General features: G+C 44.8%; 26 protein-coding genes and 3 tRNA genes. 21 read left to right on the top strand and 8 right to left on the bottom strand.

The genetic code is table 11. The annotated features are described in order from the left end of the window. Nucleotides 1-61: 61 nt before the first annotated feature. The 8 genes from B3S93_RS14940 (at nucleotide 62) to B3S93_RS14905 (ending at nucleotide 7,762) form a co-directional block, all read left to right on the top strand. Entirely contained in the window at nucleotides 62-379 is a 318-nt protein-coding gene (locus B3S93_RS14940; RefSeq protein ID WP_292749209.1) for an STAS domain-containing protein, read from the top strand. A gap of 1 nt (nucleotide 380) precedes the next feature. Next, nucleotides 381-743 (top strand): response regulator, encoded by a 363-nt coding sequence (locus B3S93_RS14935; RefSeq protein ID WP_292356281.1) that lies wholly within the window; start codon nucleotides 381-383, stop codon nucleotides 741-743. A 12-nt stretch (nucleotides 744-755) separates the two neighbouring features. After that, nucleotides 756-2,648 (top strand): chemotaxis protein CheA, encoded by a 1,893-nt coding sequence (locus tag B3S93_RS14930; protein ID WP_292749206.1) that lies wholly within the window; start codon nucleotides 756-758, stop codon nucleotides 2,646-2,648. Next, entirely contained in the window at nucleotides 2,645-3,109 is a 465-nt protein-coding gene (locus B3S93_RS14925) for a chemotaxis protein CheW (protein ID WP_292400805.1), read from the top strand. Before B3S93_RS14930 ends, B3S93_RS14925 begins: the two co-directional genes overlap by 4 nt. 3 nt (nucleotides 3,110-3,112) lie before the next feature. After that, nucleotides 3,113-3,829 carry a ParA family protein gene (locus B3S93_RS14920; protein ID WP_292400802.1) on the top strand — a complete coding sequence of 239 codons (717 nt, stop codon included), beginning with the start codon at nucleotides 3,113-3,115 and terminating at the stop codon, nucleotides 3,827-3,829. Then, nucleotides 3,829-5,175 (top strand): globin domain-containing protein, encoded by a 1,347-nt coding sequence (locus B3S93_RS14915; RefSeq protein ID WP_292400799.1) that lies wholly within the window; start codon nucleotides 3,829-3,831, stop codon nucleotides 5,173-5,175. Before B3S93_RS14920 ends, B3S93_RS14915 begins: the two co-directional genes overlap by 1 nt. A gap of 82 nt (nucleotides 5,176-5,257) precedes the next feature. After that, the gene (locus B3S93_RS14910; protein WP_292400797.1) at nucleotides 5,258-6,529 is read left to right on the top strand and encodes a flagellar hook-length control protein FliK; all 1,272 of its coding nucleotides are present in this window, start codon (nucleotides 5,258-5,260) and stop codon (nucleotides 6,527-6,529) included. A 39-nt stretch (nucleotides 6,530-6,568) separates the two neighbouring features. Then, a complete protein-coding gene (locus tag B3S93_RS14905) occupies nucleotides 6,569-7,762 on the top strand; it encodes a methyl-accepting chemotaxis protein (protein ID WP_292400794.1) in 1,194 nt (397 codons plus the stop codon). A 63-nt stretch (nucleotides 7,763-7,825) separates the two neighbouring features. Here the strand turns inward: B3S93_RS14905 and pyrF are convergent, their stop codons facing one another. Beyond that, a complete protein-coding gene (gene pyrF / locus B3S93_RS14900) occupies nucleotides 7,826-8,518 on the bottom strand; it encodes an orotidine-5'-phosphate decarboxylase (RefSeq protein WP_292400791.1) in 693 nt (230 codons plus the stop codon). Between the two features lie 121 nt (nucleotides 8,519-8,639). Between pyrF and tgt the strand changes: the two genes are divergently transcribed. The 4 genes from tgt to secF all read left to right on the top strand — a co-directional run bounded on the left by tgt (nucleotide 8,640) and on the right by secF (nucleotide 13,021). Next, nucleotides 8,640-9,746 carry a tRNA guanosine(34) transglycosylase Tgt gene (tgt, locus tag B3S93_RS14895; RefSeq protein ID WP_292400788.1) on the top strand — a complete coding sequence of 369 codons (1,107 nt, stop codon included), beginning with the start codon at nucleotides 8,640-8,642 and terminating at the stop codon, nucleotides 9,744-9,746. A gap of 74 nt (nucleotides 9,747-9,820) precedes the next feature. Then, nucleotides 9,821-10,150, top strand: a complete 330-nt coding sequence (gene yajC / locus B3S93_RS14890; protein ID WP_014707521.1) for a preprotein translocase subunit YajC — start codon at nucleotides 9,821-9,823, stop codon at nucleotides 10,148-10,150. A 49-nt stretch (nucleotides 10,151-10,199) separates the two neighbouring features. After that, a complete protein-coding gene (gene secD / locus B3S93_RS14885) occupies nucleotides 10,200-12,056 on the top strand; it encodes a protein translocase subunit SecD (RefSeq protein WP_292400785.1) in 1,857 nt (618 codons plus the stop codon). 14 nt (nucleotides 12,057-12,070) lie between these two features. Continuing rightward, on the top strand, nucleotides 12,071-13,021 hold the full coding sequence (gene secF / locus B3S93_RS14880) for a protein translocase subunit SecF (RefSeq protein WP_292356302.1): 951 nt from the start codon (nucleotides 12,071-12,073) through the stop codon (nucleotides 13,019-13,021). Nucleotides 13,022-13,052: 31 nt separating this feature from the next. On the opposite strand, the gene B3S93_RS14875 is transcribed toward secF, so the two are convergent. After that, complete coding sequence (locus B3S93_RS14875) at nucleotides 13,053-13,403, bottom strand: hypothetical protein (RefSeq protein ID WP_292411631.1); 351 nt, start codon at nucleotides 13,401-13,403, stop codon at nucleotides 13,053-13,055. 176 nt (nucleotides 13,404-13,579) lie between these two features. Between B3S93_RS14875 and B3S93_RS14870 the strand changes: the two genes are divergently transcribed. The 6 genes from B3S93_RS14870 to B3S93_RS14845 all read left to right on the top strand — a co-directional run bounded on the left by B3S93_RS14870 (nucleotide 13,580) and on the right by B3S93_RS14845 (nucleotide 19,696). Beyond that, on the top strand, nucleotides 13,580-14,377 hold the full coding sequence (locus B3S93_RS14870) for an ABC transporter substrate-binding protein (RefSeq protein ID WP_292356305.1): 798 nt from the start codon (nucleotides 13,580-13,582) through the stop codon (nucleotides 14,375-14,377). A 28-nt stretch (nucleotides 14,378-14,405) separates the two neighbouring features. Further along, nucleotides 14,406-15,362 carry a PQQ-dependent catabolism-associated beta-propeller protein gene (locus B3S93_RS14865; protein ID WP_292400782.1) on the top strand — a complete coding sequence of 319 codons (957 nt, stop codon included), beginning with the start codon at nucleotides 14,406-14,408 and terminating at the stop codon, nucleotides 15,360-15,362. Nucleotides 15,363-15,486: 124 nt separating this feature from the next. Beyond that, nucleotides 15,487-15,999, top strand: coding sequence for a hypothetical protein (locus B3S93_RS14860; protein WP_292356308.1), 513 nt, complete (start codon nucleotides 15,487-15,489; stop codon nucleotides 15,997-15,999). Next, nucleotides 16,000-17,355: a UDP-N-acetylmuramate:L-alanyl-gamma-D-glutamyl-meso-diaminopimelate ligase gene (mpl, locus tag B3S93_RS14855; protein WP_292400779.1), complete on the top strand. Its 1,356-nt coding sequence runs from the start codon at nucleotides 16,000-16,002 to the stop codon at nucleotides 17,353-17,355. After that, the gene (locus B3S93_RS14850) at nucleotides 17,348-17,956 is read left to right on the top strand and encodes a UbiX family flavin prenyltransferase (protein ID WP_292356312.1); all 609 of its coding nucleotides are present in this window, start codon (nucleotides 17,348-17,350) and stop codon (nucleotides 17,954-17,956) included. The genes mpl and B3S93_RS14850 overlap by 8 nt, the downstream gene beginning before the upstream one ends. A gap of 72 nt (nucleotides 17,957-18,028) precedes the next feature. Next, nucleotides 18,029-19,696 (top strand): formate--tetrahydrofolate ligase, encoded by a 1,668-nt coding sequence (locus B3S93_RS14845; RefSeq protein WP_292356313.1) that lies wholly within the window; start codon nucleotides 18,029-18,031, stop codon nucleotides 19,694-19,696. Here B3S93_RS14845 and ubiB read toward each other — a convergent pair whose 3' ends face one another. Genes ubiB through hslV form a run of 6 tightly spaced genes read right to left on the bottom strand, consistent with a single transcriptional unit; the run spans nucleotide 19,697 to nucleotide 24,968 of the window. Beyond that, nucleotides 19,697-21,364 carry a ubiquinone biosynthesis regulatory protein kinase UbiB gene (ubiB, locus tag B3S93_RS14840; protein ID WP_292400776.1) on the bottom strand — a complete coding sequence of 556 codons (1,668 nt, stop codon included), beginning with the start codon at nucleotides 21,362-21,364 and terminating at the stop codon, nucleotides 19,697-19,699. Continuing rightward, nucleotides 21,361-21,963: a ubiquinone biosynthesis accessory factor UbiJ gene (locus tag B3S93_RS14835; protein WP_292400773.1), complete on the bottom strand. Its 603-nt coding sequence runs from the start codon at nucleotides 21,961-21,963 to the stop codon at nucleotides 21,361-21,363. Before B3S93_RS14835 ends, ubiB begins: the two co-directional genes overlap by 4 nt. Before the next feature lie 3 nt (nucleotides 21,964-21,966). Further along, nucleotides 21,967-22,713 carry a bifunctional demethylmenaquinone methyltransferase/2-methoxy-6-polyprenyl-1,4-benzoquinol methylase UbiE gene (gene ubiE / locus B3S93_RS14830; protein WP_318988379.1) on the bottom strand — a complete coding sequence of 249 codons (747 nt, stop codon included), beginning with the start codon at nucleotides 22,711-22,713 and terminating at the stop codon, nucleotides 21,967-21,969. Nucleotides 22,714-22,720: 7 nt separating this feature from the next. Then, on the bottom strand, nucleotides 22,721-23,086 hold the full coding sequence (locus tag B3S93_RS14825) for a DUF971 domain-containing protein (protein ID WP_292356319.1): 366 nt from the start codon (nucleotides 23,084-23,086) through the stop codon (nucleotides 22,721-22,723). Nucleotides 23,087-23,094: 8 nt separating this feature from the next. Continuing rightward, nucleotides 23,095-24,423, bottom strand: coding sequence for an ATP-dependent protease ATPase subunit HslU (gene hslU / locus B3S93_RS14820; RefSeq protein WP_292400770.1), 1,329 nt, complete (start codon nucleotides 24,421-24,423; stop codon nucleotides 23,095-23,097). After that, nucleotides 24,423-24,968 (bottom strand): ATP-dependent protease subunit HslV, encoded by a 546-nt coding sequence (hslV, locus tag B3S93_RS14815; protein WP_014707506.1) that lies wholly within the window; start codon nucleotides 24,966-24,968, stop codon nucleotides 24,423-24,425. Before hslV ends, hslU begins: the two co-directional genes overlap by 1 nt. 168 nt (nucleotides 24,969-25,136) lie before the next feature. Here hslV and B3S93_RS14810 point away from each other — a divergent pair. From B3S93_RS14810 to B3S93_RS14800, 3 genes are all read left to right on the top strand, one after another. Further along, nucleotides 25,137-25,221, top strand: a tRNA-Tyr gene (locus B3S93_RS14810). A 24-nt stretch (nucleotides 25,222-25,245) separates the two neighbouring features. After that, a tRNA-Gly gene (locus tag B3S93_RS14805) sits at nucleotides 25,246-25,319 on the top strand. Nucleotides 25,320-25,338: 19 nt separating this feature from the next. After that, nucleotides 25,339-25,414 (top strand) — tRNA-Thr (locus tag B3S93_RS14800). Nucleotides 25,415-25,523: the final 109 nt, after the last annotated feature.

Here is a 25,523-nt window from a genome sequence, read left to right as displayed (position 1 = left end):
ACATTTTTGTCCGGTCCTTATTGTATTGCGGCAAAAAATGTAATTAAAAAAAGCTATAAAAATGACGAATACAACGGAAAAACTTGATTGTGGAGAACAGCTAAACATTACTCAATTGGAGTCTTGGTATTTGCACTGTTTAAAAATACTGCTGGCTGGAAATAACGTTTTTATTGATGTCAGCCGTTTGCAGCGTATTGATACCGCGGCGTTACAATTACTTTATCAATTTCAGCAACAGGCAGAGAAATATGATATTGAGGTGCACTGGTCTGCGATGAGTGATAGCTTTCAGGATGCCGTAAGTCTTTCCGGTCTATCTTTTAAAATGACCGATCAGCCATCAGTTGCCGATAATGATTCAATGGAGAATAACTAAAATGGCTCGGATTCTAGTCGTCGATGATTCCCCCTCGCTCAGACAGATGTTGCAGATTATTTTGCAGAATTCAGGCCATGATGTGGTGTGCGCAGAAGATGGTAAACAGGCCATTGATATGGCGACTGAGCAGCAGTTTGAATTGGTATTAAGTGACTTTAATATGCCGCAACTGACTGGACCAGAATTCATAACGATGCTGCGCTTGTTACCGCAATACCGTTTCACCCCGGTGCTGTTATTAACAACGGAAACAGATGAAGACAAAAAAAATCTTGGCCGTGTTTCAGGTGCTAGTGGATGGTTAAAAAAACCGTTTGATCCTGAACAGTTGGTCGACACTATCAACTCACTGCTTAATTAATCTTCGATTGCCATGCATCCGCTTTTATCCTCTGCCACAGCTGCTTTTCATGAGGAAGCTCTGGAAACATTAAACCAAATAGAGGATTGGCTCTTATCGTCATTGGAGAGCTCCACCAGCGGCGATGCCCATTGGCAAGATACTCTCAGACTATTGCACTCCCTCAAGGGGACTGCCGCCAGTTTCGAAAATGAAGCAATAGCAAAAGTTTGTCATGCCATCGAGAATATTCTGACGGAAAACCGCCAACTTACCAGCCAAGACAGGGACGGACTGTTGGTGGCAATTGATTTTTGCCGGCAATGCTTAAGTGGTACTGAAGCAGATCCAGCAATACAGGCCGAAAATCTGGCAAATTGCCTTGCTAGGATAAATCGTCTGGATCAGCAAAATCAGAATAATGGTAAACCACCGATTGTGCCGGAAATGAATGGCTCTGTCTGGCAAATTGATTTTGGCCCACATCCGCAGTTTTTTGAAAACGGCCATGATCCATTACGGATTATCAAAGCATTACGCCAGTTTGGTCCGGTAAAGGTTTCCGTCTTTACTGATAAATTACCCGATTTTGCAGATTTTGACCTGTATAAATGTTACCTGCGCTGGCAAATAACACTTACGGCTGAAGTGAGCTATCAACAAATTATCTCGCAGTTTGACTGGGTAAAACATGTCTGTGATTTCACGGTAGAAGTATTGGCTTTAGCGCAGACCAAAAGAGTCAATGAGCCAAATCGATACAAAATGAGCGAGGCCAATCTGCAAGCATTATTAACCGTTTCGCATACATTACAGACACAGTTAAAGCAGACGTTTGCACTTACTAACCAGTTAAATCAAACGGATAAAATTCGTTTAACGCGTCGTAATCAGGCGATGAAACATCAACAGCAATTATTGCAACAACAGCTGTTACATATTTCGATGCGTCCATTGGCCGATGCTTTTGCAAGATTACCCCGGATGGCATTTGATCTGGCGAATAAAACCGATAAACCAATCCAGTTGAATATGGATATCGCGCCCATTGAGGTGGATAGCATGATCGTCAATTCGTTGATAGATCCATTAACCCATCTTTTGCGAAATACATTCGCTCATGGAATTGAACCCACCGAGCTTCGCCAGCAGTCCGGCAAATCTGTAAAAGGTCAAATCCACATTATTGCTGAACAAGTTGATGAGCAACTGATCATTCGATTCAGTGATGACGGAGCTGGTTTAGCTGAAGAAAAGATCCTGGCCAAAGCAAAACAGCTCGGGGTCAATTTGCAGGGGAGTAAGCTTGATCAACAACTGCTCAGTGACTGGGTATTTCGGCCAGGTTTTTCCACCGCAGTATCAGCAGATGCTATCTCCGGAAGAGGTATCGGATTGGATGTTGTGAAGCAACATATTACCGATATGGGAGGTCGAATTGAGTTAATTTCGAGCCATGGCAGAGGATGCTGTTTTACCCTGTACATACCTGTTCATCAGGCTTTAATGGATGTACAACTCATTAATGTTGATCAACAAACGCTGGCATTGCCATTAATAAGTGTGCTGGATAGCTATGCTGCTCATAGCAGCAGGTTAGTCTGGCATCGAGGCAAAAAGTGGTTTATCACTGATGATAACCGGCAAGTACCATTGATTGATATTCGCCAATTCCTGCAGTTGCCTGTACAGGAAACAGATGATCAGTCCGGTTTTATCATTTTACTGACTACTGAAAACAATGTTTTTGCAATGAAGGTAGACAGTTTGGCTGAACAGGCTCAACTGCTTGTTAAGTCCTTACTTCCGCATTATCGTCATGTAAATGGAGTCAAGGGCGTCGCAATACTGAATGATGGAAATATTGCTTTACTGCTCGAGCCTGGCAAGCTGTTGATGTCCCTTACGATTGCCGGTGAGCAATGAAATCGTCTGCTAATTCGCCTTTGGACAATGATCTTTACCAGCTGATCGTTATCGAAGATCAGCAATATGCGCTGCCGGTCCATTGTATTACGACTGTCCTGGCGTTGGAAAATGTATTACGACTGCCTGGAACGAACTCATGGTTATCTGGTGTTGTGCATGTTCGCAATGCGATTGTGCCGGTCGTTAATATGAATAAATTGATTGAAGTTGACGTCCCTCCTCATCAATTTAACTGTCCATTACTGGTTTTGTTACATCATCCATTGGATTCACAACGACTACTGGGGCTTAGTGTTACCGACGTGACGATTCTAATGTACCACTCAGAGCTTGCTGAAATGGCATCCAGCTCATCCACACATCAGTGTCTGATAAATAGTGTGAATGATGATTCACAAAAGATTCATTTACTTGATATAGCTAATTTATTTGAGCAATTGCTACAGGGACAGAATTAAACCATGTTTGGGCAAGGGACAAAACGAATTATTGCTGTGATGAATCAGACCCATGACGTCGGTAAAACCACCATCACGGCAAACCTGGGGGTGATTCTGGCAGAAATGGGTTATCGGGTGCTGATGCTGGATTTGGATCCCCAGGCTGATCTCACCCGACAATTTGGGGTAGCTGAAACTCAAATTGGCATGGATGCTTTACTTTCTTTTAAAGATGATGCCCGTGATGTAATACTGCCTCTAAGCGAACAACTGTCTTTAATTGCGTCGGGTCCCGAGCTGCATTTGTTCGAACAGCAAACACCATCAATAAAACTCGGTGTTAAACTGAAGCAACTACTTACTTCGACAATACAATCAGATGCAGATATCATTCTGATTGATTGCGCTGCGATCTCAGGATTATTAGGCACGAATGCCGTTTTGGCTGCGAGTGATATGCTTATACCAGTTTCTGCGGAGCATGGTGCATTACGCGGTATGATAAAAATGCTACCGGTATTGCAACGGGTGGCGAAATTGAGATCTGATTCAATAAGGTTATGGTTATGTTTAAACAGATTGCCGGACGGTACTGATTTTGCCTACCAGTTCGGTGATTTATTGACACAGTATTTTCCGAAGCGAGTGCTAAAAACGGTGATATACGATAACGAGTCTGCAAATCCAGCTGATTATCAGTCTCTGGCAAATGATTTGCTATTGGGAAGAGCAGACTGATGGCTGAGAATGCTCTACAACATCATCCTATTAGTGGATTGGCAGGGCTGGATGAGCAAGATATAACCCTGGTCGAGCATAATTTTGCTGCGTTAATGAGTTTTAGTGATGCATTAGCTGAGCGCTTTTATCAGCGATTATTTGCTGAATACCCGGCGATAATGCCGTTGTTCAAATCAGTCACGATTGAAGGGCAACATAAGAAATTACTCGCATCGATGGTTTTGTTGATCCAGCATTTACGTGACTCGGAAATGATCGAGGATTATCTTCAGGGGCTGGGAGTGCGACATCAGCAATATGGTGTCGAACAATCCCATTATGAGATGTTCATCGAAAACTGGTTATCCGTGGTTGCCGAATTTTCTGAGCAGGAATGGGATGACACGTTACTGCAAGCGTGGAGAAATGTTCTGCAGTATGTGGCTGAGTTGATGCAGACTCCTGTTGGCCAGGTAGCCGAGCCGGTAACGGTTTATCAAACAGATCAAGCTCCGGCAGCAGAGTATGTGCTTACCTCGCTAGCCGTCGAGCAAACTGCCACGCCGATGATTATTATCGATTTAAATCTGGTGGTAAGTTACCTCAATGTAGCGGCAGAAACACTGCTAAAACAGTATCAAGACAGTCTCAAAAAAATGTTTCCAGATCTTAATATTGAGAGACTTAAAGGTATTTCGTTACAACATTTCGCTGAAGCCGTTCCCTTCCCCATAGAGTGGCTAAGTGATTTCGAGCAGCTGCCTAGAAGTATTGATTTACGCAACGACTTTTTGGATGTGCGATTAACGATTTCGGTTCTTTACAAAAATGATAAGCCCGAGGGGTTTCTGCTCGAATGTTATCCTCATAGTGCGACTGGTTCAGGTCTATCGCTATCTTCAACGCCGAACGAAAACGCTCCGTTAGCACAAAATATTCTACCGGCACTGGAAAAAACGCTTTACCAAGTTCAACTGCAAAACAGTCATTTAACTGCTATGTTGCAGGAAATAGATGACGCCGTGTTTGAAACCAGCCTGCTGGCGTTAAATTGTACTGTTGAAGCGGCAAAGCTGGGTGATGATGCGCGTCAGCTTCGTGACTTTTCAATGGAAATTAGAGTGCTGAACCAACAATTGAGTCAATTGCTTCAACCTTTGAAAATTCAGTCTGGTCAGCAGCAGCAACAGCTGAATAAAAGCATTGAGCTTTCACAACAACTGGAAAAAGATCTGACGCATAATCATATCGGTTGGGAAAATCGCAGCCGCCATTCCATAGAGCAAATCAGCCAACAGTTGTCTGAGCAAACCAATGCATTAACGCAGTTGATTAAAGTAATCACTAAAAATACTGAGCTATGAAATATCGATTCTGGCACAGCCATTGCTATTCATTACCTATAACAGCGCTATACGGCTACTAACCAGAGTTTAAGGAAATGAAATGACGCAACAACTGACCCTCTCCTCGCTGAGTGTTGCCCCGAACAATACAGACAAAGCCATAACTTCTGCTGCCAACAGTAAAGATAATGCGGCCTTTGCGTCGGAACTGGATCGTCGGCTAAATGAACCTCAACGACCAGATCAAGATAAACCGGCCAGGAATGACCTTAAAACAGATAATAAACAGGCTGAAGCAAACACCAAAGCGGAAAAGCCGGATGCAAAAGACGGCAAAGAATTGCCGCCTGAAAAATCGGAAAAGGTAGATAAGACGGAAAAAACGGCTGACAATTCAGAACTGGAATCCGATAAAGCACCGACTAAAGAAATCATTGTCGATACTGACGGCAAAATTGATAAGACTGAGAGTGAGGATGAAAGTGATCCTTTAATGATTTTGGCTGTTACTCCCGTGACAGAAAAGAAAACTGAAAAGCAGCAGCTCGCTACAACGCCATTAATAAATATTCCACAGTCAGGTGATAAGGATATGAAAAAATCTGTGCTTGCGATGCAGAGCAAATCGAATAATGCAGATTTTTCAGCAACGTCAATCCGTGCAGATATACTTCAGGCAATTCAGAAGCAAAATGTGGAAGGTGACGCGGTTACCACCGAAAAGGTTAAGTTAATGATGCAAACGGCGGGAAAAACGCCGGAACAGTTGATGACCGCCAGTGCTGAAACAATTTCCGCGATGCGGCAACTGGATCCTCAGGCGGAGAGAAGTTCAGCCAGCAAACTCAGTAGTCCTTTAGTATTTTCTACCATCCCCGGTATGACCACGTCTGTGGCTGGTACACCGAGTGTTGCTAATCCCGCTTTATCGCTGAACATACAACCTCAGCTTAACAGTGCAGCTTGGGGCAAAGTGATGAGTAGCCGGGTGGTTTGGATGGCGCGTGAGGGTGTTCAACAAGCAGAGTTAAGGCTGAATCCGGCTAATCTCGGCCCTGTAGAAGTCAGGTTGAGTATGCAAAATGATCAGACCAATGTTACTTTTATTGCCTCAAATGCAGCAGCAAGGGATGCTTTGGAGCAGGCACTGCCGAGATTACGTGAGAGTTTCAACGAAAGCGGACTGGCATTGAATAATGCTGAAGTAAGCCATCAGGATCAGCCTTCGCAGGGTTCTGAGCAAGATGAACAGTTACATGGCGGCAATAATATAGCTCAAGTTATTGTTGAAACGGACGATATGGACAATGAAGCAACACAGTTATCAGTTGATTCACCAGATAATAGTGTCGGTGTGAGTGTGTTTGCATGATAATTACAATAATTATAAACATAGAAGGGAGAATGCGGCGTGTTTAAGTTAGAGAATTATTCGCTGAGAAAACGCATGTACATTGTTGCCGGATTTGGCATTATCGGTTTGGTGGTGCTGGCCGGGTTAATGTTCTACATGGAACTGAACGCGGTTACCTCGATGCAACAACTTAAAGTGGTGGGTGGATTTGTTGTTATCGGTAGTGCACTGATCATGTTTATGGCACATGTTATTGGACGTTTTGGTGACAAACGCGCAACCACATTGGTCAATGGAATTCAGAATATTAAGAAAGGCGACCTCACGCAAAAAATTGCCATTTCCGGTAAAAGCGATTTCAGCTGGATGGCATTTGAACTAGACAGTGCCCGCAAAAATGTTGCCAACCTGGTGCACACGCTGATTGGTGGTGTCAGTCAGCTAAATACCGCAACGCAAAACATGACGGTCATCAGTAAAGAAACGGTGACGGGAGTATTAAAACAGCAGGAAGAGACTGATCAAGTCGCGACAGCGATGAATGAAATGACTGCCTCTGTTCAGGAAGTAGCACGCACCGCAACCAATGCTGCTGAAGCCGCACGTAATGCCGATAATGAAGCTAAAGCCGGCAAGCAGGTGGTACTGGAGACAATGCAATCTATTGATACTCTGGCCAGCGAAGTTGAAAAAGCGGCTGAGACTTTAAGTGAACTCGAAGCGGATATCGGTAATATTGGTGCAATCGTTGATGTCATACGCGGAATTACAGAGCAAACCAATCTGTTGGCATTGAATGCTGCTATTGAAGCGGCCCGTGCCGGTGAACATGGCAGAGGCTTTGCGGTAGTTGCTGATGAGGTTCGTACGCTTGCTGCCAGAACCCAGTCATCCACGCACGAAATTGAAGAAATGGTAGAGCGTTTGCAGCAAGGTGCTCGTGCTGCCGTGAAAGTCATGAATGAAAGTCGTGAAAGCGCCAAGACCAGTGTCGAAAAAGCTGCCAGTGCTGGTTCGGCTCTGGATACTATAACAGCGATGATTTCTACCATGGATGAGATGAGCACGCAGATTTCAAATGCGGCTAATGAACAAAGTTCAGTTGCTGAAGATATTAATCGCGGTATTGTTAATATCAGTCAGATTGCTGATCATACTGCAGATGGTGCACGTGCTACTTCTGAAGCGGTTGATACACTTAGCAGTCTATCTTCTCAATTGCAGGATGCTTCAGGGAAATTTAAAGTTTAATTTGTTAAAAAACGATACTGATACAAATGAAAGCCCGCTTGCTGCGGGCTTTTTTATGAGTCTCTAACGTAACTCGTTTTCAATTTCAATCAGCTTTTGCATTGGATCTGCTGCAGCAGTTATCGGACGACCTATGACCAGATAATGGCTGCCAGCCTGAATAGCCTGGGCAGGAGTCATGATCCGATGTTGATCGCCTTTTGCACTGCCTGCCGGACGTATGCCTGGGGTCACCAATTGAAACTGGCTGCCCAGTTCGGCTTTTAACATCGCCGTTTCATGTGCCGAGCAAACCACACCATCCAAGCCATTATCTGCTGCCATTACAGCAAGCCGAAGGACTGTTTCGGGAATGGTGCCTTCTAAACCTATGGCTTCAAATGTTTGCTGCTCCATGCTGGTTAGCAATGTCACACCAATCAGTAGAGGAGCATCATGATGACTGCCGATCGCTTCACGTGCTGCAGACATCATTGCCGGTCCACCCAAAGTATGAACATTCATCATCCAGACGCCTAAATCAGCAGCGGCTGCACAGGCTTTAGCAACAGTATTTGGAATATCGTGATATTTTAAATCCAGAAAAATATCAAAACCTTTTTGTTGTAACGTTTTGACGATTTCCGGGCCGCTGCGGGTAAATAATTCTTTACCTATTTTGAGGCGGCAACGCGAAGGATCCAACTGATCGGCCATATTAAGCGCGGCATTCGCATCGGGGTAATCCAACGCCACAATAATTTTTGATTGACTCATACTGCTTTCCACTAAAAATTTTATGCAGATCCTACCTTAACTGACAGGGGATTGCGTCTGAATTCACTGAAACCTTATCGATAATGCTATCCTGTGCGCCAATTTTTGATGAGTTAACACAATGAAATTTGCGACATCAGCACAGGATGGACTTGCCCGCCGCGGCCAACTGAGTTTTGACCGGGGAACCATTGAAACACCTGCTTTCATGCCGGTTGGGACTTATGGTTCAGTTAAAGCAATGACGCCGGAAGAGGTCAAAGCCACTGGAGCAGAGATCATTCTGGGCAATACCTTTCACCTGATGTTGCGTCCAGGTACAGATATTATCCAGCGACATGGTGATTTACATGACTTTATGCGCTGGGATAAGCCTATCTTGACCGACTCCGGTGGTTTTCAGGTCTTCAGTCTTGGTGAGCTGCGCAAGATAACTGAGCAGGGTGTGCATTTCCGCTCGCCAGTCAGTGGTGACAAGGTCTTTATGGGGCCTGAGGAATCCATGGCTGTGCAACGCGTCCTTGGCAGTGACATTGTAATGATTTTTGATGAATGTACGCCGTATCCTGCTGATGAAAAGACCGCGGCCATTTCGATGCGGTTATCGCTACGTTGGGCAGCGCGCAGTAAAGCAGCACATGGAGATAATCCCTCGGCGTTATTCGGAATCGTGCAAGGGGGTATGCATGAAGCATTACGTGATGAATCTCTGGCAGGTCTGACTGAGATCGGCTTTGATGGTTATGCCATCGGCGGCTTGTCTGTGGGCGAACCAAAAGAAGACATGCTGCGAATTCTCAACCACCTCAGCGAGAAAATGCCAACGGACAAGCCACGCTATTTGATGGGCGTCGGTCGGCCCGAAGATCTGGTTGAAGCGGTTTGTCTGGGTGTGGATATGTTTGACTGCGTGATGCCAACGCGGAATGCACGAAATGGTCATTTATTTGTACATGAAGGTGTCATTAAAATTCGCAACAGTCGTCATAAAATGGACACAGGACCTTTGGATCCTTACTGTGATTGTTATACCTGTAAAAATTACAGTCGCGCCTATTTGCATCATTTGGATCGTACCGGTGAGATGCTCGGTCCAAGACTGAATACCATTCATAATCTGCATTATTATCAACGCTTGATGCAACAGCTGAGAGACGCAATCGCAGCGGGAAATCTTCAACAGTTTCGTCAATCGTTTTACGCAATGCGTCAGGATCGTGCAGAATAGGTTAATTGGCTATCAGCCGGCAGTTGGCTGTGGCATAATCACTGTCTTTTATTTGCCAGTTTAGAGGAAATATGATGGATTTTCTGATTTCACCTGCTTTTGCTGAAACTGCAGCATCAACGGGTTCGCCGGGCTTGCTTGATTTTGCGTTCCCAATCATTTTATTAGTGCTTTTTTACGTGATGTTGATTCGTCCGCAGCAAAAACGCGCTAAAGCCCACCGTACTATGCAGCAATCACTAGCGAAAGGTGATGAGGTTGTAACGGATGGTGGCTTGATGGGCAAAATTAATGATATCAACGATAACGCGATTAACTTGCAGATTGCAGAAACTGTCGAAGTTAAAGTACGTCGTGAATCAATCAATTCAGTGCTTCCAAAAGGCACATTGAAAAAACTGTAAATATGAAAAGGCTGCCTGCGAGCAGCCTTTTTGCTATCTGGATATCAAGATGAACCGATACCCCCTCTGGAAAAATTTACTGGTTGTGGCTGTAATACTCACGGCCATTATCTATGCCATGCCAAACCTGTTTGGTGATGATCCTGCTGTACAGGTTTCTGCCGGAAGACTGAACAGCGTTGATTTGCAGTTGGTTAATGAAATCGAATCAAGCCTTAAACAGGCTGAAATCCCATACAAGGGTGTAGTGCTGGAAGAAAACCGTTTATTGATTCGTTTCAGTGAAGCCAATGAACAGCTCGAGGCACGTGAACTTATTCAGCAGAAACTGAGTTCTGAAGATTATATCGTCGCTTTGAATTTGGCACCCAATACTCCGGCCTGGTTACAGTCTCTTGGGGCAGAACCGATGAATCTTGGTCTGGATTTACGCGGTGGTGTGCATTTCCTGATGGAAGTGGACATGGATGCGGTGTTGAAGCAAACACTCGAAAGTTATGCCAGCGATATTCGTATTTTATTACGTGATAAGACAATTCGCTATACCCAGGTCAACGTTGAAAATGGTGTTTTGACCTTTGGCTTTCGGGAAGCAGCAGATCTTGATGCGGCTATTGATGCAATCGATCGCGAATACAATGAGCTTGTGGTTGCTATCGATGAAAATGCAGAGCGTCCAACCGTCACTATAAACTTAAATGACACGATTGTTCGCGAAACGCAGAACCTGGCTTTACAACAAAACATCACCACTTTGCGAAACCGTATTAACGAGCTGGGTGTCGCTGAACCTACTGTGCAGCAACAGGGGCAGGATCGCATTGTTGTTCAATTGCCGGGTGTGCAGGATACCGCTCAGGCGAAAAAAATTCTTGGTGCCACGGCAACCCTGGAATTTCGCTTAGTCGATTTTGAAAGTGATGTTCAGGATGCGGTCAACGGACGAGTTCCTGCCAATTCTGAATTATATTATCACCGCGATGGCAGACCTTATCTATTGAATAAGCGGGTGATGCTGACCGGTGAACATGTTATCAATGCGGCCTCAACAATAGACGGTCAATCCGGTTCGCCGGCCGTATCGGTGACATTAGATGGAAAAGGCGCACGCATTTTCAGCAATATTACCCGTGACAATATCGGTAACCCGATGGCGGTGGTTTTCATTGAATCTAAAGTTGAAACACAGATAATTGATGGCGAAGAAGTCAGTGTACGACGTCAAATCCCGGAGATTATCAGTGTCGCTACTATTCGTGATCAACTCGGTAAAAAGTTTCAGATAACCGGTTTGGACAGTACGACTGAAGCACGGGATCTTGCTTTATTATTACGTGCAGGTGCATTGGCAGCGCCAATCGATATTGTCGAAGAGCGCACTGTCGGGCCTAGCCTGGGGCAGGAAAATATTGATCAGGGTTTTGCTTCAGTAATGATCGGCTTTGCTCTGGTACTCGTATTTATGATTGTCTGGTATCGATTGTTTGGTGCAGTGGCTAATCTGGCTTTAGCAGCCAACCTGGTGTTAATTGTGGCGTTGTTATCAATGTTACAGGCCACACTCACCATGCCAGGTATTGCAGGTATTGTGCTGACAGTTGGTATGGCGGTTGATGCGAATGTGCTTATTTTCGAGCGTATTCGTGAAGAATTAAGACTGGGTAACAGCCCACGTGCCAGTATTGATGCCGGTTATTCAAAAGCATTTTCAACTATTGCTGACGCTAACATTACAACGTTGATTGCTGCGATAGTGTTATTTGGTTTTGGTACCGGAACCATTAAGGGGTTTGCTATCACACTGACGTTAGGCATTTTGACCTCAATGTTTACTGCGATTGTAGGCACACGCATGGTGATTAACCTTGTTTATGGCCGTAAGCAACGACCAAAACTGTCCATTTAATTAAGGCTTGTGTCATGCATTTATTGAGCAAAGAAACAAACATTAATTTCGTCGGGATCCGAAAAATTGCATTAGCATTTTCGGCAGTATTAATACTGATTTCGGCGTATTCAATCGTGACCAACAGTTTGAATTTCGGAATCGATTTTACCGGCGGCACAATGATTGAGGTGGGATATCCTCAGGCAGTCGACCTTGGGGAGGTCCGTTCAATACTTGAACAGGGTGGTTACGGTGATGCTTTAGTTCAGAATTTTGGCTCTTTAACGGACGTACTGATACGTTTGCCCGTTATTGAAAGTGAAAATATGGCTGAAATAAGTAATCAGGTTGTGGCTTTATTGCAAGCAGAGCAAACCGATGCTGTTGAGGTCAGAAGAGTCGAGTTTGTGGGGCCTCAGGTGGGTGAAGAGCTTGCTGAAGATGGCGGTCTGGCGATGGTTTATGCGCTGATTGGTATTCTTATTTATGTGGCACTGCGCTTTGAATATCGTTTTGCGATTGCCTCGGTGCTGGCGTTAGTCCATGACGTTGTTATTACTGTTGGGTTTTTCTCTTTTTTCCGTCTGGATTTTGATCTGACAGTGTTGGCCGCTATCCTGGCCGTGATAGGTTATTCGCTGAACGATACCATTGTAGTCTTTGACAGGATCCGTGAAAGCTTTCTGAAGATGCGTAAAGCGGAACCACTTGAAGTAATTAATACTTCGATTAATGCCACTTTAGGCCGGACCATCATGACATCGATGACGACATTGCTGGTTGTTGTGGCATTATTTGTATTTGGCGGTGAAGTAATTCACGCTTTTGCCACGGCGCTGCTTATCGGAATTCTGGTGGGGACTTATTCATCTATTTATATTGCAGGCACTGCTGTATTGCTGATGGGGGTAACTAAGACTGACTTGATGCCGCCTGAAATAGATGAAGATGGTGAAGTTAACCCTGATGGGAGTCAGGTTTAAAATTAAAAGGCCCGCATGATGCGGGCCTTTTTTATTGATATTTTTTGGCAGCGGGAAAAGTGTCTACGTATTCAGTTCGTTTAATGCGAGCTTTTTCCATAGATACAATATTGTCTGAAGGTTGGCTGGTATTGTAATCTTGAACATTCTCATGCTGAGTTTCCACTTTGAGTATGCGTAATCCCTCATAGTTGCTTTGATAACTCATGAACGTTGCAAATTCCTCAAGTCCCTGCATGATTTGCCTCAGATCCAATTCCAGTGATTTGTTTTTCATTTTTCTCACTCTGTTCCTAGTATGAACCGTAGCGGCCTCTGGCAAGAAATCTTGAGAAAAAACATCTTGCCAAATAAGGATGTGGTTTATATCAACCAGTTTCAATATTCTATATGCAGATTTACAGGGTAAAATTTATATAACTAATTGATTATAAAAATAATGATGTTTTTGCAGGAGCGCAGTTAGGATAATTTCCTGAAAGGTTGAGGATTTTCCTGATGGTCAAGGATCTCTAAGTACGTATCTTTGAAAGGGTTTTATAAAGGAAGGAGAAATGAATGTATCACCTAAAAAAATATGGATTGTTCCTGTTTTTTATCTGGCCACAATGGCTGATGGCAGATGAAATTGAAGTCACCATGCATTATGTTGGACCCACTGAAGGACAAGTCTGGCTTGGCGTGCAACAGGGACTTCAGGAAGCCAATCTTCAGGGAGGGTTCCTGGGACAAAAATACCAAATAGAAGTCGTGGAGCCTGATGCACTGGAAACAACTGAGATTGAAACGGTGCTGTTGTTAGCGACAGATGACGATTACATAATGAAAGTGGCTCAATCAGAACAGTTTGCTGCAATACCGGTGATAAATCTTATTTCACGCTCGGATGAGTTACGTGAATCCTGTCTGCCGAATCTATTTCATATCACGCCAAGTGATGAAATGCGTGCTGATGCTCTAGCGCAGTGGCAGGAAAAGAATCCGGATAAGCCTGCAAATGTACAAAGCTGGCACGAAGATTTTGTAAAGTTTGCTGCTAGCCAGTTAAACAACCGGTTTAAAAAATCTCAAGGTGAGGCAATGACGGACCAGGCATGGGCTGGCTGGGCTGGAACCAAAATGATTGCAGACTCAGTGGTGCAAACCATGCAGTATGATGCAGAGTTTATGTTGAATCATCTTAAAACGGACCTGGTGTTTGATGGACAAAAAGGCGATAACGCTAATTTCCGTGAGAATGGGCAGTTACGACAAATTCTATTGTTAGTAGATAACGATAATAAAATTGTTGCTGAAGCGCCGTTACGTGGTTTTAAAGGTGGCTTGGATAGTCTTGGTAAAGTTACCTGCAAATAAAATTAAAAAATACTATGGAGAACGCTGAATGAAATTTAAAACACTTTTGTTAAGTTCACTGATTCTGGCGAGTACCGCCGCATTGGCTGAACCTACTCATCGCTTGTTTGCCACCAATGAAAAAGATAATACGGTAAGTGTGATTGATTCCCGCACCAATAAAGTTGAAACGACAATTGATATAGGGCAACGGCCTCGGGGTATTGGTCTGTCGCCTGATCAAACCATGCTGTATGTCGCTATCAGTGAAGATAATGCCATTGCTGTAGTTGATGTAAAAACGTTGGAAGTTATCAAAACCCTGGATGCAGGTGATGATCCTGAAACATTTGGGGTTAATCCGGTGAGCGGTCATATTGTGATTTCGAATGAAGATGATGGCGAGGCGACCTTCCTTGATCCTAAATCAGGTGAAAAGCTGGCAGTGGTTCAGGTCGGTATTGAACCCGAGGGTGTAGCAGTATCTCCAACCGGTAAATATGCTTTGGTCACCAGTGAATCAAGCAATATGGTGCATATTATTGAAACAACTAAATACGAAGCAGTGGCACATCTTGTTGTAGGCGCACGTCCAAGAGGCTTGGCTTTTAACAGTAATGGCAGTCTGGCTTATGCCACCAGCGAAATTGGCAATGAAGTTGCCATTATCGATATGGAAACACTGAAAGTAATCAAGAAATCAGGTATTGATGTAGAGAACTCAAAGCCGATGGATATCAAAGTCAGTCCTGATGATAAAATGCTTTATGTCACCACAGGACGTGGTAATTCGGTAGCATTTCTCGATGCGGAAACTTTGGAATTAAAAGGTAATGTTCCTGTTGGCAAACGTGTCTGGGGCTTGGATCTATCGAAAGACGGTTCGATGATTTACACTGCTGACGGGGTGGATGGCACTGTTTCAGTTGTAGATACTGCTAAGCAGGAGCGTATTAAAACCATCGAAGTCGGCTCCTTCCCATGGGGTGTTGCTCTGGACGACTGAGTATAAAACATAACTAAAATTAAACCCGGCAGCGTTATGCGTTGCCGGGTTTTTTTATGAGTAAAAATATAAAAGAGACAAGAAAAATTTTGTGAACTATTGCTGACGCGCTATGATGCCGCACATGAAAGTTATACTGCGCTTAATCGACATTTGTCTGTTCCGTTCAGGACCAGATAGCCTTCCGGCTAATAATCAACTGATGCAATTGCTATTGTTGATATATTTTATTGTCAGCGTATCGGTCAACCAAATTGATATGTCATTCCGAATCAGTCTATGGATTGGTTTAACAGATGTGATCGTATTAACGACTCTTCTTTATGGACTGCTTCGCCTGAACCACTTTTTGCCGCGTTACCAACAGTCATTAATGGCATTGGCCGGCACCGGCAGTCTGTTGGGTCTGTTAGCCATGCCACTGCTATGGGCCTTTCATCAGTACGCTGAACAATCAGATACAGCAAATTTCATCTTGTTTGCACTGATGTTGGTGATGTTATGGAGTTTGATGGTCACCGCACATATCATACGCCGCAGTATTGAAACATCAGCACCTAAGGCGGTTGCTTTAACGGTTTTATACGTAGTGCTGGCGATTGTTATTAATGGCCTTGTCATGTCCGGAGTAGCCTGAATGCATATCCATATTTTAGGCATCTGCGGTACCTTTATGGGGGGACTGGCTTTACTGGCTCGTGAACGTGGTTTCGATGTTTCCGGTTCTGATGCCAATGTTTACCCGCCAATGAGCGATCAATTAGCCGCCGCAGGAATCGACGTCATGCAGGGGTATTTGCCGGAGCATTTGCAACCGGCTCCCGATATGGTGGTTATGGGTAATGCGATGTCTCGTGGCAATCCTGCCGTAGAATATGTGCTGAACCGTAATTTACCTTATATCTCCGGACCACAATGGTTGGCAGAAAACATTTTGCTTAATCGGTGGGTGCTAGCGGTATCCGGGACTCACGGTAAAACCACGACCAGCAGTATGCTGGCCTGGATTCTGGAATATGCATGTATGCAACCTGGTTTTTTGATCGGTGGAGTACCCGGTAATTTTGGTCAGTCTGCTGCGATTGGAAATACCCCTTTCTTTGTGATCGAAGCCGATGAATATGACACGGCATTTTTTGATAAACGCAGCAAATTTATTCATTACCACCCGCGTACTTTAGTCATTAATAATCTGGAATTTGATCACGCTGATATCTTTGCTGATCTGGCTGCCATTCAAACGCAGTTTCATCATTTAATTCGTACTGTTCCGGCTGAAGGTTTGGTGATTACGCCGCACGCTATCCCTGCAATAGAACAGACGCTGGAGCGTGGCTGCTGGACACCAAGACAAACCTTGAATGATGTACAGGCTGACTGGCAATTAGCTGAAACGGCAGAAGATGGACATAGCTTTACGTTGCAACACAACCAAAATACCGGCAAAGTGGATTGGTCTTTACTTGGTCAGCATAATGTTAATAATGCCCTGGCAGCTATTGCGGCCGCGCATCATGTTGGTGTGACTGTGGAGCATGCCTGTGAAGCATTGAACCAGTTTAAAGGTGTTAAGCGTCGCCTTGAGCTACGAGGTGAATGTCGGGGAATCAAAGTATATGATGATTTTGCCCATCATCCCACGGCGATTGCTACCACCTTGCAAGGGTTAAGGGCCAACATAGGTCAACAGCGATTGATTGCCGTATTGGAACCGCGTTCCAATACGATGAAAATGGGCGTGCATGAGCATACCTTAGCTGCATCACTAAACGCGGCTGATATGGTCATTCTCTATCAGGATCCACAGTTAACCTGGTCGTTAGATAACATTCAGCAACAACTCGGCGATGGCTCGGTACTGCTTCGAAACATTGATGATGTCGTCGAGCAATTGGTTAATCAAAGTAAATCAGGCGACCATATTGTGGTGATGAGCAATGGCGGTTTTGGCGGCATTCATCAAAAAATCCTGGATGCGTTGAACAATGACTGATTCAAAACAAGTTGCGCTGGCCATTACCGGTGCATCGGGTGCTCCCTATGCCAAACGTTTACTAGAGCAGTTGTTGTTGCAGGGAATCACCGTGCATCTGATGATTTCTGCTGCTGGTCGAATTGTATTAGCCGATGAGCTGGACTGGAAACTACCCTCACGTGCAGCAGATGCCACTAAAGTACTGGAAAAACAATTTAGTTGCCAGGCCGGACAGATAAAACTGTATGGCGAGCAGCAATGGTCATCGCCACTTGCCAGCGGATCGCATTCAGTGCCCACGATGATTGTCTGCCCGTGTACCATGGGAACCTTGTCGGCCATTGCCTGTGGCGGCAGCGATAATCTGATTAATCGTGCCGCTGATGTAATGATTAAAGAGCAACGTAAATTGATCGTTGTCCCCCGTGAGGCTCCTTTTTCGCCCATCCATTTGGAGAATATGCTGAAACTCTCCCGGCTGGGTGTTTGTATTATGCCGCCTAATCCCGGTTTTTATTTCCGACCGCAGACACTTGAAGACGTTGTCGATTTCGTGGTGGCCAGAATTCTCGATCAAGCCTCCATAAAACATCAATTGATGCCACGCTGGGGCGAGTAATTATCGGCCAAGATACTGAGCCATATACTAACTCGCGTATAATGCCCGCAGAGTCAAAATTCGGATAATAGCATGTCAGATATTGAAATCGCCCAACAGGCAACAATGCAGAATATAACGGATATCGCCACGCAAAAATTAGGATTGCAGGTGGATGATCTGGATAGCTATGGACGTTATAAAGCCAAGGTTTCTCTGCAGGTAATGGATGATCTGGCGACAAAACCAGATGGCAAATTGATTCTGGTTACAGCCATTAGCCCGACTCCTGCCGGTGAGGGTAAAACCACCACGACTATTGGTCTCAGTGATGCGTTGAACCGCATTGGCAAAAAAGCCACCGTCTGTGTTCGCGAACCCTCAATGGGTCCTTGCTTTGGGTTAAAAGGAGGAGCTGCCGGTGGCGGTTATTCGCAGGTAGTTCCAATGGAAGATATTAATCTGCACTTTACCGGTGATCTACATGCGATAGCAGCAGCACATAACCTGTTAGCAGCAATGATTGATAATCATATTCACCATGGCAATAGCCTGCAGCTGGATACCCGTAAAATTACCTGGCAGCGGGTTGTGGATATGAATGACCGGGCCTTACGTCAGATCACGATAGGGATGGGGGGGCCTGCAAATGGCTTTGTTCGCGAGGATCGCTTTGATATTGTGGTCGCCTCAGAAGTCATGGCAATATTTTGTCTGGCAGCGTCATTAACCGAGTTAAAACAAAGGCTTGGTGATATTCTGATTGGATATTCAATTGATGGCACACCAAGATATGCCAATGATCTAAACGCTCAGGGTGCTATGACAGCTTTACTTAAAGAAGCCATTAAACCGAATCTGGTGCAGACTCTGGAAAATAATCCTGCGTTTGTTCATGGTGGGCCTTTTGCCAATATTGCGCATGGCTGCAATTCAGTTATCGCGACCAAAATGGCATTAAAGCTTAGCGATTATGTGGTGACTGAAGCTGGCTTTGGTGCTGACTTGGGGGCGGAAAAATTTCTTAATATTAAATGTCGGAAAGCCGGTATTCGTCCTGATCTTGCGGTAGTTGTCGCGACGGTTAAGGCATTGAAATACCATGGCGGTGTTAATGTACCGGATTTGGCTGCTGAGAATCTAACGGCGCTTGAATCGGGACTAACCAATCTGCGTAAGCATTTACATAATTTACAAAACGAGTTTGGTCTGGAATGCGTGGTAGCAATAAATCACTTTATTCAGGACAGTGATGCGGAAGTTGCGTTGATTAAGGATGCTGTTGAGTCCATGGGGGCAACTGCCATTTTAGCCCGTCATTGGGCTGAAGGTGGAGCGGGAGCCGAGTTATTAGCTCAGACGGTAGTTGAAAAGTTACAGCAACCTGGAAAATGTAAATTGCTGTATAGCGACAGCGAGACGTTATGGGAAAAAATTAATGCTGTCGCCATGCGGTTGTATGGGGCAAATGAGGTGATCGCTGATAAAAAAGTAATGAAAAAACTCGGCGAATTTCAATCATTGCATGGAGATTTACCGGTATGCATGGCAAAAACGCCTTACTCATTCAGTAGTGACCCTGGTTTACGCGGAGCCCCAGAGCAGCACACTCTGACCATTCGTGATGTTCGTTTGTCGAGAGGTGCAGGATTTATAGTCGTGCTTTGCGGTGATGTGATGACCATGCCCGGCCTGCCGAAAATTCCTGCAGCAGAACGCATTGATATTGATGATAAAGGTGTTATCAGTGGCTTGTTCTGATTAGCCGGAACGCCGCAGACTGAAATAAAGCATTAAGCCACCCCAAAGTCCCAGAACCCAACTAAGTACGGGCATGCCAGCCAGAATATTGGCTGAATAGCCATCCAGACCTTTGATAATAGCTGCACCCACAATAAAGGCGGCGCCACTGACGGCTGTGGCCGTACGGTAGCTGGAATGGCGTACTTCCTGACGGATCTTGTCCAAATCCTTAGACGATAATTGCATATGCAATTGACCCGCTTGAGCTTGTTTGGTCAGGTCATGCAGCATTCGGGGCAAGGTCGGTAATGTCTCTGCCCAGGTTGGTACTTCTTTCTGCAGTGATTTAACGGCCGCCTGCCAACCCAGCTTTTCTTTCATCCATTGTTCCAGAATTGGCTTGGCGGTTTGCCATAAATCCAGGTCAGGATACAGGTCACGTCCCAAACCTTCAATGTTCAGCAGTGTTTTTTGTAGTAAAACCAGTTGCGGCTGGATCTGCATATTAAAGCGTCGGGCAGTTTGGAAAAGTCTTAACAATAACTGCCCAAATGAAATTTCTTTCAGTGGACGGGCAAAAATAGGCTCGCAAACACTGCGAATAGCCGATTCAAATTCATCCATTCGGGTTTCTGCCGGTACCCATCCGGATTGGATATGAAGCTCAGCAACACGGCGATAATCATGATTGAAAAATGCCAGAAAGTTCTCAGCCAGATAACGTTGATCATCCGGCGACAGCGTACCCATAATGCCAAAATCAATGGCGATATAACGCGGCAATTGTGGATTGCTGACATCGACCAGAATATTGCCCGGATGCATATCGGCATGAAAGAAGCTGTGTCTGAAGACCTGGGTGAAGAAAATTTCCACACCGATTGTCGCCAGCAGTTCTAAATCGATATTATGTTGTTTTAATAACGCTATATTGCTGATTGGTGCGCCAAATACCCGTTCCTGTACTAACAGGTTCGGTCTGGTCAGTGACCAGTAAACTTCCGGAACGTACAACAACCTTTCATCAGCAAAATGCCGTTTCAATTGCGATGCTGAGGCTGCTTCACGCAGCATATCTAACTCATCAAACAGGTTTTTTTCCAGCTCAGCAACCACCTCACGGGGACGCAGGCGTTTGCCTTCTGACCAGTATTTTTCAGCCAGGCCGGCAAGGGTATAAAGCAGGTCAACATCGCGACGAATTACTTTCTCAATTCCCGGGCGTACCAGTTTGAGAATGACCTGTTTACCATCAGTTAAGGTCGCGGCATGTACCTGCGCGATTGATGCAGAGGCCAATGGTTCAGCTTCAATATGACTGAAAATACGTTCCGGTTCGCCTTCTTCATAAGCAGCATGGATTAGAGCTAACGCCACATCATTAGGGAAGGGCGCAACCTGATCCTGCAGTTTTGCCAATGAATCGGCGATATCTTCAGGTAATAAATCTCGGCGGGTAGACAGGATTTGACCAAACTTGACAAAAATCGGTCCTAAATCCTGCAACGCGAGACGAATTCGCTCCCCTCTGGGCAAGTCAGCTTTATGACGCCAGCGATAGGGTGAAAACCAGCTGAGGAAACGATAAGGCCGGAAAAAGTGTATGGCCAGAATCAATTCGTCGAGACGATGGCGACCAAGCACATGATTTATTTGCAATAAACGTCCGAACTGACTGAGCTTCATGTTTTTTTCTCGATAAGGTTTTGCAGTCTTTTTATTCGGGCTTCCAGTCGTTCGGTATCGGCACGAAGCAGATCCACATTTTGCATAAACCGCTCTGTTTGCGATTTATCCGGCAAATACTGACTTTCTTCTCGTAGATATTCGGCCAAACTTTGCTCAAATTCTGAGCGATTGTAATTTAACCAGTCAAAACCACGTCGAAGTCTCTGAGCCAGCGGATAAGCCAAGGTATCACCGGTAACTCTGGCAAGTTGTTGCTCCCAGTCGAAATCAAAGTGTTGCTGCCAGTCCTGTAACTGTTTGGCAAACTGGACATCTCCACGGATTTGAATCTGATTGGAAAACAAGCTGTCCGGTTGCTGTACTAGTTTCAGCAAGGCAAAGCTATCTGCTTTGATCATTAAATCCGCGACATGTTCTTCGGCTGCTTCTAGCAGAATCCGATCATCGGTAAATCTGACGATAACGGCAATATTCAGATTGGTAATATCAATTCGAATACTACGATTGGCAAAATGCTGAAGCTTTTCATGACTTTCCATATCAAAACGCAAAGCATGATTTAGTGCTATTTCAAGCGGCTTTAACAATAAACTCATGATTTAAAATTTATAACCACTATGCAACGCCACAATGCCCGCAGACATATTGATGAAGTCAACGCGTTCAAAACCGGCATCTTCCATCATTTTTTTAAGGCTGGACTGATCCGGGTGCATGCGAATCGATTCAGCCAGATAGCGATAACTTTCAGCATCATTGGTAAACAGTTTGCCCAACGCCGGTAATACTTTGAACGAGTAGGTATCGTAGAGTGGAGTTAACCAGCTGACAGGTTGGGAAAACTCCAGAATCATTAATTTTCCGCCTGGTTTAAGTACCCGCAACATTGAAGCAAGCGCTTTGTCTTTGTCCGTGACATTGCGCAGACCAAAAGCAATGGTGATACAGTCAAATGTATTATCAGGAAAAGGCAACGCTTCAGCATTGGCCTGAACATATTCAATATTACCGGCTTTACCTAGATCGGTAAGCCGATCACGACCAACATTCAGCATGGAGGCATTAATATCTGCCAACACCACTTTACCGGTTGGCCCAACCATATCGGCGAACTTTGCCGTCAGATCACCCGTTCCACCGGCAATATCCAGGACTTTGGCACCGCGGCGCACATTACTGTTATGTAAAGTAAAACGTTTCCAAAGCCGATGAATCCCTATTGACATCAAATCATTCATTAAGTCGTATCGACCGGCGACAGAATGAAATACCTCGGCGACATGTTTAGCTTTTTCCTCAGTAGGAACTTGCTTGAAGCCAAAATGGGTAGTGTTGTTGTCTTCCATAATTCCCTCAGGCGTCTTGTTGACGCTCGTATCCTTCAGCCATTAATTTTTCCAGATAGGTTTGCCAGTATTCATCTTGATTAATCGAGAGTTCATAAAGATATTCCCAGCTGAACAGACCGCTGTCATGACCATCATCGAAATAAATTTTGATGGCATAATGGCCAACTGGTTCAATATTACTGATGCCCACTTTTTCTTTTTGCACCTGAAGCACTTCTTGACCTGGACCATGCCCCTGGACTTCGGCAGAAGGGGAGTGCACTCGCAGGAATTCTGCTGATAGCAAATAATGGTCAACCCCGTAGACTAGTTCCAGTTTACGGGAATGCTTATGTAGTTGAATTTCGCTTGGCAATGGTGCCTGGCTCATAAAAGTCCTTAAAGAATATAGCGTGACAAATCTTCGTCCTGCACCAGCTCTGACAGCTGTTGACTGACATAATCTTCATCAATGATAAATTTTTGTTGAGATTCTTCACCCGCTTCATAGGAAATATCTTCCAACAACCTTTCCAGCAGGGTATGCAGACGACGGGCACCAATATTCTCGGTCTTTTCATTTACTTGCCAGGCAAGCTCGGCGATACGTTTGATACCATCAGCTGTAAAACTCAAATCAACAGATTCAGTACCCATTAAAGCTGAGTATTGTTCAGTAAGCGAGGCATCCGGTTCGGTCAGAATTCTGACAAAATCTTCTGTTGTCAGCGCATTGAGCTCGACTCTGATGGGTAAACGACCCTGCAATTCCGGGATCAAGTCTGAAGGCTTGCTCAAATGAAAAGCACCAGAGGCAATAAACAGAATATGATCCGTTTTCAACATGCCATATTTGGTTGAAACCGTACTGCCTTCCACCAAAGGTAATAAATCACGTTGCACACCTGCGCGTGAGACATCGGCACCACTGCCGGCGCCTTCACCACGATGAGTAATCTTGTCTATTTCATCGAGAAAAACGATGCCATTTTGTTCGACACGGTTAATAACCTCAGCTTTTAAATCTTCTTCGTTAATCAGCTTGGCAGCTTCTTCTTCACTGATTAAACGCATAGCTTTGGCCACGGTCAGTTTTCGGGTTGACTTGCGTTGGTTACCCATACTTTGGAACATATCCTGTAACTGGCTGGTGAGTTCCTCCATTCCCGGTGGTGTCATGATTTCAACACCCATCTGATGTTGTGCCAGTTCCAGTTCAATTTCCCGATCATCAAGTTTGCCTTCACGCAGCATTTTGCGGAATTTTTGTCGGGTATTTGATTCTTCTTCGGTCAATGTGCCGCGGGCAGGTGTCAGCAATGAATCAAGAATACGTTCTTCTGCCGCATCAATGGCAAGCGGTTTGGCATCATTAATGGCAGTTTCACGCAACATTTTCATCGCGCTTTCGGCTAGATCACGAATAATTGATTCAACATCACGACCGACATAACCGACCTCGGTAAATTTAGTCGCTTCAACTTTAATAAATGGAGCGTTTACCAAGGAAGCCAGTCTTCTGGCGATTTCAGTTTTACCCACACCGGTTGGACCAATCATCAAGATATTTTTAGGCGTCACTTCTTGTTGTAAAGTCGCATCAAGCTGTTGTCGACGCCAACGATTACGTAAGGCGATCGCAACGGCTTTTTTGGCTTCGTGCTGTCCGATAATGTGTTTATCTAATTCGTGAACAATTTGTTTTGGCGTTAGTGATTGATTCATCATTATTTGTTGTAATCCAAAGTTTCTATAGTGAGGTTGTGATTGGTATAGATGCAGATATCAGCAGCGATATTCAAGCCTTTCTCAACGATCTCACTGGCAGATAAATCAGTGTTTTGCAGTAAAGCTGTTGCAGCAGCCTGGGCGAATGGACCACCTGAGCCAATGGCAATTAAGCCGTGTTCAGGCTCGATGACGTCACCATTACCCGAGATGATTAAAGATGCTTCGGCATCTGCAACTGCCAGCAGAGCTTCGAGGCGGCGCATCATTCTATCCGTACGCCAGTCTTTAGCCAGTTCAAGAGCACTACGAGTCAGGTTGCCTTGATGTTTTTCAAGTTTAGCTTCGAAACGTTCAAATAATGTAAAGGCATCTGCGGTGCCACCAGCAAATCCGGCAATCACTTTATTATGATAAAGACGCCTTACTTTGCGGGCATTGCCTTTCATAATGGTGTTGCCAAGGCTGACTTGGCCGTCACCACCAATGACTACCTGGCCGTCACGACGATAGGACAGGATCGTGGTGCCACGGTATTGCTCCATAAAAAACTCCAGTTATTAATTAGAAAAACAGCGATGCAGTATACTATGGTGTCACTTCTGATGCCGATTCCAAATCCGTTTTACTCAGCAATTTGATGCTTTTTAATTTAAAAGTGAGATAGTGGTTGACAGCGAGCGGGTATTTCCGGAAAATGCGACCTCTTTAGTGGAGGGGTTCCCGAGCGGCCAAAGGGATCAGACTGTAAATCTGACGGTTCTACCTTCGGAGGTTCGAATCCTCCCCCCTCCACCATTTGTTTAAAGAGTTTACTATTTTGCGGGTGTAGTTCAATGGTAGAACTCCAGCCTTCCAAGCTGACTATGTGGGTTCGATTCCCATCACCCGCTCCATTTTAGTTTGGAAGATATGGCCCGCATAGCTCAGTCGGTAGAGCGCATCCATGGTAAGGATGAGGTCATCAGTTCGATTCTGATTGCGGGCTCCATTATTTCGATTTGATTGGGCAGGGAGTACCTTGCCTGTTTTTGATTTTAACAATTAAAAAAGTTTGGCGGGGAGACTGGCATGTCTAAGGCAAAATTTGAACGTACAAA

The sequence above is a fragment of the Methylophaga sp. UBA3613 genome, from assembly GCF_002375415.1.
In the GTDB taxonomy this organism is placed as follows: Bacteria; Pseudomonadota; Gammaproteobacteria; order Nitrosococcales; family Methylophagaceae; genus Methylophaga.
This window is presented reverse-complemented; position numbering and strand designations above follow the sequence as displayed.